This window comes from Ligilactobacillus aviarius subsp. aviarius DSM 20655 (assembly GCF_001436315.1).
Taxonomy (GTDB): domain Bacteria; phylum Bacillota; class Bacilli; order Lactobacillales; family Lactobacillaceae; genus Ligilactobacillus; species Ligilactobacillus aviarius.
Genome location: NZ_AYZA01000018.1, coordinates 1 through 14,444, shown reverse-complemented (window position 1 = coordinate 14,444; position 14,444 = coordinate 1). Strand labels below are relative to the sequence as shown.

Sequence of the window (14,444 nt, the reverse complement as noted above, 5' to 3'; positions counted from 1 at the left end):
CTTATTTCACTCCCATCATAAATACCCCGCTTGCATACGGTCCTAAATACAAAGCGTTATCATTAAGACTAATATTTCCACTGCTTAAAATGCATTTTAATTTTCTTTGCTCCCTATTTTCATATCTCTGCTCATTATCAGTAAGGTTGCAAATTACAATCGCTTCTTGATCGTTTAAAATTCGATGATATACATAAAGATCATCTGAAGTATTTTCTAAATAATATGTTCCATCAATAAATAACGGTTGTTTCTTTATCTTTAAAACCCCACGGTAATGTTCAAGAACACTTGTTGGATCTTTTAGCTGTTCAATTACCGGTTGAGTATTATCTTTACCGTAATTCCATGGAACCGTCGTTGAAAAGCCACCGTATTCTTGGTTATTCCATACCATTGGTCCGCGAGCTGCCATTTTGTGGGCCCTGCTAATAATCTTCAATGCTTCATCGTTTGAATATCCATTCATAATCGCATGTTCATAGAAGCCATAGGCCTGCTGATCATGAAAATCCCTAATATCACTCATTAGCATTGATTTCATTCCAAGCTCTTCACCATAGTAAATACATGGCACTCCCCTTTGGAGATACATCAACGTCGCTAACATTTTTGCAGCGCCTTTTGCATATGGCTCCTTAACATTTATTTTAGTTAAGATTCGTGCCATATCATGGTTGTTCCAATATAATACCGGATAACTGATTCCTTCTAGCTTCTTTTGCCATTCAACCATCGTACTTTTCAACTTGGTAAAGTCAAGTGGAAATGGTTGTCCATCCATTGGAAGATTAGGTAACGGATTGTCTTTTTTCTCATCAAAGTATCTAAAAGTAACAACCGTGTCACATTCCCCGTTTTGTGGGTTAGTATAATCCACCGCTAAATTAACATTAGCGCTTGCTGCTTCCCCTAAAATGAATAAATCTTCTTTTAATGATTTAATTTGCTGAATAAATTCATGTAGATATGTCTGGACTGCTGGTAAATTAGCATAAAATTGTTCAGCCAGTTTTAACCCTTTTTCTCCGCTATTTGGAACATCCTGTTTAAAGTCTGCCTTGGCAATATGAATAAATGCATCTAGTCGGAAGCCATCAACTCCATGATCAATCCAGAATTTTGCAATCCGATACATCGAGTGCCGTACTTCAGGATTTTCCCAATTTAGATCTGGCATGTGTTCATCAAATAGATGAAAATAGTAGTTATCTTTTACAATCGGATCTTTTGCCCAAACACTTCCGCCAAAAAATGATGCCCAGTTATTAGGCAATTTTCCATTTTTTCCTTTCGCCCATAAATAATAATTCCGATATATACTATCTTTATTTTCACAGGCATCTTTAAACCATGGATGCTGATCTGATGTATGGTTCATTACAAAGTCAAGAATGACTTTTATTCCTCGTTCATGAGCCGCCATCACCAATTCATCAAAATCTTCAATTGATCCTAACCGCTCGTCAATTGCATAATAATTTGCAATATCGTATCCATTGTCGACTTGCGGAGATACAAAAATTGGATTTAGCCAAATCGTATTTACCCCCAGCTCTTTTATATAATCGATTTTTTCAATTACTCCTCGAAGATCGCCAATTCCATCTCCATCTGTATCCTTAAAACTTTTTGGATATACTTGATAAACAACTCGGTCTTTATACCAATCAGCTTCCATAAATATCCCTCTTTCATTACTTTCTTCCCGATATTATCGTAAATAAAAAAGCGCTAACATTCAATACAGATATTGATGTTAGCGCTATCATAATTTAATAAAAATCAACGAGTGGTATCTCTCAAAATCAACTCTGACTTAAAATGCTGATTTCCAACCGAAACATTATGAAAGAAAATCTTCTTTAAGATTGAAACTGCACATTGCTCTCCCATAAAAACAACATTTTGTCGAATCGTAGATAATTTCGGAAAAGCAATTTGGTCAAGAAATACCCCATCATGACCAATAATTCCATAATCTTGCGGAATCTTTCCATTCTGACCACGAACCGCCCGTTCAACTCCCAAAGCAATTCGATCTGATGAACAAATAAACATTGTATTAGGCTTAAAGCTCTTCCAATTTTTTTCAATTAATTTCCGGGCTGCCGTTGACCGGTTAACACATCGAAAAATCGTTGGAACCAAATGTTCTTTTTGCATTTCACGAATATATCCTTCTTCTCGTGAATACTCAAATGGTTCATCCATATCAATTCCTATAAAATTAATGTTTGCGTAATGCTGCTTAATTGCATATCGTGTTGCCTTGGCAATTCCACCAACATTATCAGTATCAATATAATCGTAACCATGGCGGTTCTCACCAAAAATAATAACTGGTTCTTTAATCGTATCAATCCATTCAAAATCTTTATTACGAGCGCCGGTTATAATGTACCCATCACAGTCGCCAAGGCTAACATTGCGATGAGTTACCAACTGTAAAGTATATTGATGTTTTTCAAGTTCATTAGCAATTCCCGTAAGTAAATACATATAATACGGTTCAACCGTATCAATTTCTTCAAGAATCACAAACTTAATAACTTGCGTCCGATTATTCGCAAGCGCTTTTGCAGCGATGTTAGGATGATAATTCAAAGTTTTCATTGCATCATAAACAAGCTGTTTTAACTCCTCTGTAACTTGCTCAGGATGGTTGATAACCCTTGAAACCGTCATTTGCGAAACGTTTGCTTCACGCGCAACATCTTTTAAGGTCGTCATACTGTTACTTCCCCTTCAATATTCCTATTTCATGATTATAATATCATATTCTTATTTAAGTTAATATATGGATTTTTAAAACTACTTCTTGCGTTAATTCCTGTCAAAAATTACAATTACCTATATTTGGCTTCTACTTTTCGGTCATTTTAAAATTCAAATTTTATAAAAATACACAAAAAGCGGGCTTTTTACCTGCTCTTACTCATTTATCTTTTTGTCGATTCCCGTTCGACAATTTTATGTGGAACTGATACATGTTTCACCTTTGTAAAATCCCGATCATCCACATTCAAAACCAGTACTGCCGCTTCCATCCCCAAAGAAGTTGGGAAAATTTCAACCGAAGTCAATGACGGATGCGAAGCCCGGGCAAACAATGAATTATTGAAGCTGATTATTCCGTAATCAGCCAAATTCCGATGAATGGCCAGCAAGCCGTTTTGCAACGTTACGCCCATAATGTCATCGCAAGCAACCATTGAATCAACTTCGGGGTGCTGGTCAATGAATTCTTGAAGTTCTTCCTTGGTATGTTCTTTTTTTATTTGATAGCTTAACGGTGTCCGCTCGTCCGCTTCCATTGCGTGCGAATAGCCGATGAAACGATCCTTTTGCACCATTTCCTCTAAATCTTCGTAAACATAAACCGGATGGTAATAACCGTTATCAAGCAGGTACTCCGTTGCATCCTTTCCCGCAGCCACATTATCGTTGTTGACATACAGCGTTTCGGCGATGTTTTTGATTGGCTCTCCAATCAGAACGTATTCAGCATCGTTTTGGTCTAAATATTCGAGGACATCATCGCTTTGTTGAGAGAAAGTAACGATAAACCGTTTGACCTGGCCACGTTCCATCATCATCTGAACGTTTTCAATCAATTCCGCGTTGTCTTTTCCCGTCGCAACTGATACCATGTAGGCCTGCTGATTACAAACTGAAGTAATTCCCTGTAAAATTTGCCCGAAAAATGGGTTATTCGCAACCGATTCCTCATTCGGCGGGAGAATTACCCCAATGATATTTGAAGTGTTATTTGCTAAATTTTGCGCCGCAAAATTCGGTGAGTAATTTAATTTTTTCATCGCCCGCCAGATTTTCTCTTTGGTTTCCTGACTAATTAACGAACTGTCATGCAAAGTTCGCGAAACCGTTGATGGTGACACGCCGGCTTCGCGTGCCACATCCTTTATTGTTGCCATTTTCAATTTCCTCTTCTTTATTTCACTAATATTAAAATTATAGTTCAATAATAATTAAAATCAATTCAATTTGATAAGTGCTTGGGTATTATCAAACTTAACGACATGATTCGCCGCACGCTCAAGCTCAGCAAAGTCGGATTCAAGGTTCGTAAACCGCTTCGTGATCAATGCCGGATCAGCGCCAAAACCGCCTGCTTTGAATCGCTGCAAAATCCGTTCAACGGCAAGGGCCGCATCCCGAATTCGAATTTCAATCACCGTTACAGAATAGTGCATTGAATGGGCTAAGTCCATTATTTTAACTACGCTGCGAACATTGCCACCCAAGCTCACCTCATAAACAATATTTGCGTGCCGATTGATCAATTCTCGAATTGCTGCATTCGTCTGCAGCAGCGCCTTGATCTGATCATCACTTTTGCGCCAATTACCGTGCATCTTTTGCAGGAATTCGTCCGCACTAATATATGTAAATTGATCAAACCGTTGGTGATTTTGCTGGTAAAAAGTCGTTTTCCCGGCACCATTGATTCCAGCAATTATTACTAATTCTGCTCGCTTCATTTTCTGCCTTTCGCTATCATGTCCAATTATTCGATATCATTTAGGGTGATTTAATGTCGAATCTAATAAAATGATATCAAAAAATGAGGCGTTGGTTTCCAACCACGCCTCACCTTTCTATTTCTCAAATGGATACCGCATTCCCCAATCAGAACGCACATCATCTAAAATGTGGGCCACATCGCGACTGAATTCTAATTCGCCATCATCATGCCCCTGTTCAATGTACCGTTGCATGTCGCGCACTTCATATTGCAATGCCTCATCGGTTTTCCCTGCACTAATTTTGTCAGTCGTTGAAGTATGCGCATCAGATGTGTACGTAATCTCAGCTTCCGTTGCCCGCGGATAATTATTGATTTCAACAAACCCCTTTGTTCCGGAAACAACGCCGCGTTTCGGTTGCTTGGCCCGGAATGAAAGACTAATTACTCCCATTTGTTCCTTCGCGTTTTTCAAAATGATCCCTGACATTTCATCCACGCCGGTTTCAAAAAACTTAACCGACGTTTCAGCCACATGCGGCGTATCAAGAAACATCCGTGCAAATGCCGTTGCGTATCCGCCGATATCAAGCAACGCACCGCCTGCAAGATCCTTGCTGAAGAATCGTTGCGTCGGATCATCGTTCTTTAAACTACCGAAGTTGACCTGAACCATTTTGATTTCGCCCAGTTTGCCGTCCGTAATCAATTGCTTAACTTTGCGGTAAAGTGGCATGTGATATAACGTAAATCCTTCTGTCAAAATCAGATTTTTTGAGCGTGCAAGCCGTTCAACTTCATCAAATTGAGCTGCATTAACGGTGATCGCCTTTTCACAAAAGACATGCTTACCAGCATTTAATGCTTGCTTGATTTGTTCATAGTGAAATGTATGCGGGGTTGCGATATAAACAATATCCACGTTGGGATCCGCAAGCATTGCTGCATAATCATAATACGTCTTTTTTACCTGATACTTTTCCGCAAATTGATCAGCATGTTCCTTATGCGGATTGACCACTGCGTAAATTTCGCCATTTTCTTTATTTAATGCATCCGCCATATCACTGGCTGCCCAGCCGGTGCCGACAATTGCCCAATTGTACTTTTTCATTATTTTTCCTCCATTAACGTTTACTTGTATTATATAAGTAAATTCGAGTTAGGACAACGCTTACATAACATTAAAATAAAAAAGCCCACACAGCTGTGTGAGCCTCACCCTTTTCACTTACATTTTAATAAATCTGATAAAAAAATCAATCATCATTCTATTTACACCGAACATCCTTCCCAACACTATTTCCAACCATATAAAAAAGCCACAGACGTGATTGTCTGTGACTCAAAGGTAATTCTTAATTATCCCCGCTTACGGAATAAGAATGCGCCAGCTGCAGCAATTGCAAGGGCACCGATTCCGGCTAAAATACCAGCGTTGTTTGCTTCACCAGTTTGTGGCATTGAAGCTTTCTTAGCTGAGTTAGCTGTTGCGTGCTTTTCAGCAGCCTTCTTGCTTGAAACTGTTGCTTGGTGGTTAGCCTTAACTGCCTTGGCAGCAACCTTGGCATTGCTCTTTATGCCGTTGCTCTTAACAGCTTTCTTGCTTGATGCTTTCTTAGCTGATGCCTTAACATCATTCTTCTTTGATGATGTTGATGAAGCTTGGTTTTGACCTGTTAAGTAAGCCAACATTGCCTTATCAGCATTAATTTGGTCTTGCATAATTTGTTTTGTTTGAGCATTACCCTTAAACCAACTAGCATTCAATGTGTCTTCGAGTGACTTCATATCATTTTTAAGAAAGTTGATTTCATCATTTGAGCCGTTTTGACCATTGTTTGCAAATGATTGAACGGTATCTAACCATTGTTGTACTTCTTGAGCATATGATTTTGTGATTGCGTCACTTGAGTTTTGGTACTTGTCAGCGTCATTCTTCAATGCGTTAACAGCTGATGTAACGTTTGCTTCGTTCTTCTTTGAAGCTTGTGATGAAGCCTTAGCTGATGATTGTGATGAGGCTTTCTTGTTATCAGCTTTTGAACTTGATGAAGCTTTCTTTGATGATGCTGATGAAGCCTTTGATTCGCTCTTCTTTGAAGCTTGTGATGAGGCTTTAGCTGATGATTGTGATGAGGCTTTTGAGCTTGAAGCTTGTGAAGCATTACCATTTACAGCTTGTGATAATAAGTTGTATGCGTCTTGGTCAAGTTTTACTTGAGCTTGAAGGATTTCCTTTGCGTGAGCATTTGTTTCCTTAGCTAAAGCATCCTTGTCGTCGTTAAGAACGCCTTGAACTTTTTGAACATCCTTTTGAAGTTCTTCCTTAGTTGCTAAGCCGCTTGTGTAGTCGCCAAGAGCATCTGTAACAAGGTCTGTACCGAAGTTTGAACTTGCCATTGAAACCGGCAATGAATGATCTGATTGGTACTTGTTGATCACATTATTTACATTGTTAATATCGTCTTGAATTGTGTCATGTTGAGCACTTGTCATTGAAGGTGTAACCGTAGCAGCCAAGTTCATTGGTTGAGCAGCTTGTTTTGCTGATGAAGATGAAGCAACCGCGCTTGAACTTGATGAAGCAACTGATGATGTGGTTGCCTTAGCTGACGAAGCTTGTGATGACTTCAATACAACTTTACTACTTGATTTAACAGATTGTGATTCTGATGAAACCTTTGTTGAAATGCTTGATTTAGATGAAGATACTGGTTGTTGATGAACGTTATCAGCGTTTACCATTGCACCTGCACCCATTGTTGCAGCTGCCATACTTGAAACAGCGATTACTTTTTTAAGATTTTTGTGATTGGCCATGATTACTCACTCCTTATCTTTTTATATAATGATTGCTAATCACTAGAAGGTACTATAACAAAACAAATATTAAATGTCGATGGTTTGTGAAATAAATTTGGCATTTTTATGAATTTTTATTAATAAAATTCATGATTTTTTGTTTAATTAAAAGGCATTTTTCAAATCTATTTTTCTCTCATAAATGATTGATATATCAATCATTTATGCCGTTAAATTTTTATTTTTTAACATTTTAATTAGCAACCAATTTCATTTATAATTACTAATTATTAAGAAAGAATTAAGAATAATGTTGCGCATAATGAAAATTAAATTTTTATATCCATCTTATAACTATATCTCAAATTTTAATCAAATTATTTTTTATAGCCATAAAAAAAGGCTGTAACGCACGGCACGTTACAATCTCTTCTATCAAACACGTTTGTAACACAATCAACGCAAGGCAAACCAAATTCAAGCATCCTTACCCGCAACGCTCTTTTATTGTTTGGATTTCTTTTAAAACTAATTATTTTTCCATTTTTACTTATCCATAATCGTAAATTGAATAGTAAACCAGCCTTTAACCTCGCGGTAGTTTACCAAAACATTCGAATAATTAGCGCTAATTTCTTCAATATTTGCCAGTCCAAGTCCAGAGTGCCCTTTTTTGGTAGTCACGCCTTCCTTTTTCAAATGAGTCAGGTTTTCAGCGGTTTGCATTGGATTAGCAATCGTAACTTCCGTCTGTCCTTTGGTCCGGTAAACCATCACATTAATTTTCCGATGATTTTTATCCAAATTACGAACTGCTTCAATTGCATTGTCATAGGCAATTCCTACAATTCGAACCAAATCGTAGGGTTCCATTGCAATTTGGTCAACATCGTATCTGCATTCAAAGTGAACATCAATTCCCTGTTCTGTAGCTTGAGATGTTTTATTAATCAAAATACTTTTCAAATATGGTGTTTTAACGTTGTCAAAATCATTAAACATCCATAAACCACTTTCACTAATATAATTATCACTATATTGCTTAAATGTTTGAAGATAATCCTTCGCATCTTGCGAATCAGACGACCGTAAGTTTTCTTCCAAACTTAAAAGCATATTTTGATAATCATGCTTGAATTTCCGTAACTTACGCTGTTCCTGTTCTAGATGGTCAGTATATTCTTTTAAATTACTTAATCGATTTTCAACCAGTTCATTATGAATCCTTTGTTTTTCACGCCGGTTAATTGAGAAATATAAAATCCAGAAAAAGATTAGTTGGATAATCAAAAATATCAATAAATTTTCAACATGATCATAAAGTTTTTGCATTACAGTAAAAATCAATGTTAATGCATACATAATAATAAACATTACAACTACAATGCGATGAACTTGCCGGTCAACTTTTTTATCAATAATGCGATTCAACTTATATAGTCGGGCTGAAATTATTCCCATAAAAAATGAAAGAGCTGCTTCAATTATATTGTGAATAATCACAACAACCAGCATTGGGTGAACAACCGTAATATTACGGCAAATTACCATTAATGACTTATCTAAAAATGCACAAAAAATTTGAATCGCAATAAAAATATCCATGGAAAGCAACACATTAATTCGCAATGTTAAATCTGAATTGGCGTGTCGGCGTAAGCACAAATAGGTAATTACTATTAGAAATAGAATTGTTACTACATTTGTACATAAGAAAAATAACCATGGAATAGGAATGAGGCCAAGTTCAATTACCACTTGAATTACAACCAATATAATTACTGAAATAGCTAACTTAATAAACTTATTTGAACGGGCCTCGCGTATATATTGCCAATTTTGAGTACAAAATAGAATGTAAAAACAAATGATATGTAAAGGTTCAATAAAAAAAGACAAAAATTGTAACATAAATACTTGCTCCTAATTTCCTAATACAGACTAGTATACACCATTTTATTTTCAATTAGTTTCATTATCCATGAATATCCCCGATTTTAAATTTTCTTAACTGTTGAATATCATTTTCTAATGAATAAAAAGTCTTAGAGTCAGTGAAATGCCCTACAATTGTTAGACACTAATGATTGTGAGGCACTCTTTGTATGGACCCGAATTAAATGCACAGATTGTTCATGAATATTTTTCAACTGCGCAGAGTATCAATGATTTAAGTGAGAAATACTATATTGGGGGCCGTTAAATATCTAGGATACCTGGTGCTCTCAAGTAATGGCAGCATAAACGGAATTTTACTGCTGATTTCAAATTAAATGTAATAAACTATTACCAAGCTCACGAGGATTCGATGGCTGAAGTAGCAACCCGCTTTGACATTTTATCGTTGCAGGTCTCTACTTGACGTTCAATATTTTAATACTGTTAGAACGACTTTAAAAACAAAAGGCATGACTCCGGTTGAATACCGAAATCACGCCTTGATAATTTGATAATTCAATTTTATCTAACTTTTGTCTTGCACTTCAAAATCTCTAAGACTTTTATTCATCTCAAGAATCTATTTTTTCTTTTCAAAAACAACGATTCCTGAAATTGCAATCAATACAATCCCTAAGCCAACTGCAGCAGTTGCGGCTGCTTCACCAGTTTGTGGTAAGCCTTCGCCGTGACTATTGCCTTTACCGCCCTTGTTGCTTTGAGCAGCTTGACCGCTTTGGCCGTTGCCATTGTTGTTACCAACAACTGCGACTCCGCCTTGCTTTGGACTGTGATTATTGTTGTTAATTACAGTCATGTTTTGCGTTGTTGCTGTATTAACCGTTGGCTTGCTGACGATGCTTTCACTGTTACTTTCCTTATTTGGAAGTTCACTTTGGGAGTATGTGATCACCGTTGTTCCAACTGTCGTTGCGGAACTGCCGTTCACAATTCCCTTTGAATAACTTGTTGCTGGAACGTTCATCGAGCTTGATACCAACGTTGGTTTGTTGATCATTGAGCTTGAACCTGATCCTGTCCGAACTGCTGATGAAATTGAACTTGCAACCATTGTGTTCGTTTCACTGCTTACAGTTACAGGAACTGATTTTTCAGTCGACTTGTTGACGTAACTGATTGTTGAAGCCTTTGATGGTACTTCTACACTTGTTTCAGTGTTCTTGCTTGGCTTGTTAGCTGAACTTGAAACCATGTTGATCGTTGAACTTGATTCAGTATTGATGCTACTTGATGATGAACTTGCAACTTCTTTACTGCTTGATTCAACTGATGACTTTACGCTTGAGCTCTTATTACTGCTGCTGCTTGAAACCTCGCTTGAGCTTGATTTCTTACTTGATAAGCTCTTTACACTTGAACTCTTCGCACTGCTGCTTGAAACCTCGCTTGAGCTTGATTTCTTACTTGATAAGCTCTTTACACTTGAACTCTTCGCACTGCTGCTTGAAATCTTGCTTGAGCTTGACTTCTTGCTTGATGAGCTCTTTACACTTGAACTCTTCTTACTGCTTGATGAGCTCTTAATGCTTGATGAGCTCTTAATGCTTGAGCTTGACTTGCTGCTTGATGAGCTCTTTACACTTGAACTCTTCTTGCTGCTTGATGAACTCTTAATGCTTGAGCTTGACTTCTTGCTTGATGAGCTCTTAATGCTTGAGCTTGACTTCTTGCTTGATGAGCTCTTTACGCTTGAACTCTTCTTACTGCTGCTTGAAATCTTGCTTGAGCTTGACTTCTTTGATGATGAGCTCTTTACGCTTGAACTCTTCTTGCTACTGCTTGAAACCTTGCTTGAACTTGACTTCTTTGATGATGAACTCTTAATACTTGAGCTCTTCTTGCTACTTGATGAAATCTTGCTTGAACTTGATTTCTTTGATGATGAACTCTTTACGCTTGAGCTCTTCTTACTACTGCTTGAAATCTTGCTTGAACTTGACTTCTTGCTACTTGATGAAATCTTGCTTGATGAGCTCATGCTTGAACTGCTCTGCTTGTTACTTGAAGTTGAAGATGAGGTTGACGAACTTTCTGAATGCGGAATAACATCCGTTGAATTCATATATGTTGGATCATCAGTTACAGTAACGTAATAATTCGTTAATTCATGACTACTATCAGGCAGTCCAGCCAATGTATAAGTTCCAAGTGGAATATTATTTAAACTACACTTGCCATCTGGTCCAATCGTTAACGTTCCGTATACTTGATTACCATTCATAATGTTAATCGTTTTCCCGGCCCATGATGATGGCAGATCATAAATTGTAAGGTTTAATTTACCATTAAGATTTAATGCTTTTGTCTGATCAGGAGTTACTAAAGTGAAGTTTGAATCATAAATTAAACTGGGATCAGCCTTAGCAAGTTCCTGAACTACGGCATAAACTTGATTGTATGAGGCCTTAGGCATTAAGTACCATAAGAAGTTCACTGCTTTATCTTGTTTTTGCCGCGCTTCTTGTGAAAGCGGAAGCTGGGGTGTCTTTCCGATTTCATCCATGATTGCTGTATAATCGTAACCATGGTCCGCTGCAGCTTTAGTAATTAAATTCCAAATATTCATTAATTTGTCATTTAAATCCGTTTCTTTCTTCTGGCTAGCTTCATATACTTGTTGCCGATCCATTTGATATACTTCAGTCCATCCCGCATAGGTCATTTTCTCTACCATGTTTTGCAACAAAATTAATCCAAGATGCTTACCACGGCCACCATTATGCGGTAAAATTTGATCCCATGACCAATTGTTATCAACAAGAATGTTATGAACATCTGTCTCCATCTGTTCTTTATTAGCCCCTTTAGCACTCATATAATTCCATGAATATTGATCGGCTCCCTTTGAATCGCCATTAAATAAAATATAATAATACATGTAATTACCTAAAATGTTATTTGAGACTTCCATTACATGTTGATCTGCTTCTTTACCTCCTAATTCACGTGTTTGATAACCATGTCCGGTTTCATGAAATAAAACCCAATTAGGTTGAAGCCAGCATAGTGCATCATCAACTCCACCATCTTCTGTACGCGCAGAACTGTAATTAGCACCACCTGCAAACTTAATATCTGAAGTATAGAAATACTTCCCGGGAACTAATTTATTATACGGCTCCTTTGCATCAGTCGATAATCCGGCAATTTTATCATAAGTTGGATATAAAACATCATCATAGAAATGGAGAACGTCCATTAAATTATGGCAAACATACTTTTGCCCCTCTGGAACAGGTTTAGGTTGTCCTTCCGCATCCACTCCTTCCGGTGCCTTATCCATGTTTTCAACATAACTCTGAGCATCAGTCGGGAGCATTATTTGGAATCCTTTACCTTGAATCAAGGCGTAACTTCCACTTTGTTTCCATTCATCCATAAAAGTCGCCTGATTATCATTTGTATAACTAAATATTGGAAGTTTAGCGTGCGGTCCCTGAACTGTCACATTGCATGATATTTTATCGGATGTTTTATTGGTCCGTGGAGTTAAAATGAACGGAACTAAATCAACGTCGTTCGCATTATCCTTAACTTCCTTTCCAGCCTTCGTTGTTTGTGGAAGCGGAGGATTTGGCGCTTTGATTGTAACCGTTGAGTGTGCTGGAACACTTTTACTGATCGTCGCAGCACTATTATTGTTTGAAAGTTGGACTGTAAATCCAATATCTGAATTGTTTGTGATCGTAATTGAACCACCAGGCCGTAATACATATCCTAATGGTTGCCGATCTTGACCAGCCCCTTTTGGACTTTCACAAGCTGGTTGCGGCGGTAACGTATATACACTTTGCGTATCCGTCACTTTAGCTGATGAAGGACCATAGCCGGTCGTTGCAGCATTGATTTTTCCTGGGAAAGTCAATGCAAAAAATAATGAAGCTAATCCAATCAGGATTATCTTAAACTTATTTTTCATTATTCACTTACGCCTTCCTTTCTATTAAATTTCCCCATAAAGTTTTACACTCACCTTGGAATTGAATAAAAATTATTCTTTTATAAAATTCCGAATAATATTATGAATGCTTAATAATTCTTTGTCAATTAAAACAAGTTAAAATGTTCGAAGTATCCCATACTTTGCAAATAAATTTTGCACTACTTTTTAAATATATAGTGAATATTAATAAATTCCTTCATTATATAATTCACTATTATTAGTGAATATTAATCTTTTTTAAGCTTTTACAAATTATCGTTCCGATATTAAATTTTCGGTCTTAATAAAAAAATCAAAATTATTTCAACAAAAAAAGCCTTAAAACCAGCTTTTACTGATTCTAAGACTTTTTATCTTCAGTTTCAGAAATTAGTTTTTCTTCTTTTCGAGAACAACTACTCCTGAAATTGCGATCAATGCGATTCCTAAGCCTACAATTGCTGAAGCAGCTGCTTCACCAGTTTGTGGTAAGCCTTCACCGTGACCGTTGCCATTGCCTTTGCCACTCTTGTTTCCTTGAGCGCTTTGTCCACCTTGGTTTGTTTGACCGCCTTGAACGTTGTTGTTACCGTTACCGTTGTTATTGTTGTTGCCAACAACTGTAACGCCGCCCTTGTTTACATTGTGGTTGTTGTTCGTAATGTTATTGTTTGTCTTAGCTTTGTTAGGAATTTCACTTTGTGAGTATGTGATTACCGTTGTTCCAACAGTTGTTGCTGAACTTCCGTTCACAATTTTATTTGACCAGCTTGTTGCTGGAACGTTCATTGAACTTGATACAAGGGTTGGCTTGTATGCTGTTGAAGCTGAACCTGATCCATTGCGAACTTCTGATGAAATTGAGCTTTCAACCATTGTGTTCTTTGTGCTGCTTACAGTTACAGGAACTGACTTTTCAGTTGACTTGTTTACGTAACTGATCGTTGAAGCCTTTGATGGTACCTTCACACTTGTTTCAGTGTTCTTACCTGGCTTGCTTGTCGATTCGGAAGCTGTGTTCATTGTTGAACTTGATTCAGTATTGCTACTGCTCATTGATGATGCAACTGATGAACTCTTTGCGTTGTTCTTCTTACTGCTTGATGAGCTCTTAATGCTTGAGCTTGATTTCTTGCTTGATGAACTCTTTACGCTTGAACTCTTCTTGCTGCTGCTTGAAATCTTGCTTGAATTACTCTTCAAACTTGATGATTTCTTGCTGCTTGATGAACTCTTAATGTTTGAGCTTGACTTCTTGCTTGATGAGCT

At 37.3% G+C, this 14,444-nt stretch carries 10 protein-coding genes and 1 pseudogene; 2 read left to right on the top strand and 9 right to left on the bottom strand.

The features are described from left to right. Position 1: 1 nt before the first annotated feature. The 7 genes from FC33_RS03565 to FC33_RS03535 all read right to left on the bottom strand — a co-directional run bounded on the left by FC33_RS03565 (position 2) and on the right by FC33_RS03535 (position 8,899). Positions 2 to 1,681: an alpha-glucosidase gene (locus FC33_RS03565; RefSeq protein WP_057827252.1), complete on the bottom strand. Its 1,680-nt coding sequence runs from the start codon at positions 1,679 to 1,681 to the stop codon at positions 2 to 4. A 104-nt stretch (positions 1,682 to 1,785) separates the two neighbouring features. Beyond that, a complete protein-coding gene (locus FC33_RS03560) occupies positions 1,786 to 2,733 on the bottom strand; it encodes a LacI family DNA-binding transcriptional regulator (protein ID WP_057827251.1) in 948 nt (315 codons plus the stop codon). Between the two features lie 209 nt (positions 2,734 to 2,942). Next, a complete protein-coding gene (locus FC33_RS03555; protein ID WP_057827250.1) occupies positions 2,943 to 3,938 on the bottom strand; it encodes a LacI family DNA-binding transcriptional regulator in 996 nt (331 codons plus the stop codon). A gap of 60 nt (positions 3,939 to 3,998) precedes the next feature. Next, positions 3,999 to 4,505 (bottom strand): AAA family ATPase, encoded by a 507-nt coding sequence (locus tag FC33_RS03550; RefSeq protein ID WP_057827249.1) that lies wholly within the window; start codon positions 4,503 to 4,505, stop codon positions 3,999 to 4,001. A 117-nt stretch (positions 4,506 to 4,622) separates the two neighbouring features. After that, positions 4,623 to 5,603 (bottom strand): Gfo/Idh/MocA family protein, encoded by a 981-nt coding sequence (locus FC33_RS03545; protein ID WP_057827248.1) that lies wholly within the window; start codon positions 5,601 to 5,603, stop codon positions 4,623 to 4,625. A gap of 248 nt (positions 5,604 to 5,851) precedes the next feature. Beyond that, entirely contained in the window at positions 5,852 to 7,312 is a 1,461-nt protein-coding gene (locus FC33_RS03540) for an LPXTG cell wall anchor domain-containing protein (protein ID WP_057827247.1), read from the bottom strand. A 528-nt stretch (positions 7,313 to 7,840) separates the two neighbouring features. Next, complete coding sequence (locus FC33_RS03535) at positions 7,841 to 8,899, bottom strand: sensor histidine kinase (RefSeq protein WP_057827246.1); 1,059 nt, start codon at positions 8,897 to 8,899, stop codon at positions 7,841 to 7,843. 649 nt (positions 8,900 to 9,548) lie between these two features. Between FC33_RS03535 and FC33_RS08550 the strand changes: the two are divergent. Beyond that, positions 9,549 to 9,656, top strand: a pseudogene (locus tag FC33_RS08550) (helix-turn-helix domain-containing protein); the annotation flags it as partial. Next, the gene (locus FC33_RS08580; RefSeq protein WP_146993461.1) at positions 9,625 to 9,744 is read left to right on the top strand and encodes an IS3 family transposase; all 120 of its coding nucleotides are present in this window, start codon (positions 9,625 to 9,627) and stop codon (positions 9,742 to 9,744) included. The pseudogene FC33_RS08550 and the gene FC33_RS08580, both read left to right, overlap by 32 nt. 68 nt (positions 9,745 to 9,812) lie before the next feature. On the opposite strand, the gene FC33_RS03530 is transcribed toward FC33_RS08580, so the two are convergent. Continuing rightward, a complete protein-coding gene (locus FC33_RS03530) occupies positions 9,813 to 13,172 on the bottom strand; it encodes a M60 family metallopeptidase (RefSeq protein ID WP_057827245.1) in 3,360 nt (1,119 codons plus the stop codon). Between the two features lie 393 nt (positions 13,173 to 13,565). Further along, the coding region (locus FC33_RS03525) for an LPXTG cell wall anchor domain-containing protein (protein WP_155519390.1) at positions 13,566 to 14,444 on the bottom strand (879 nt) is incomplete at its 5' end.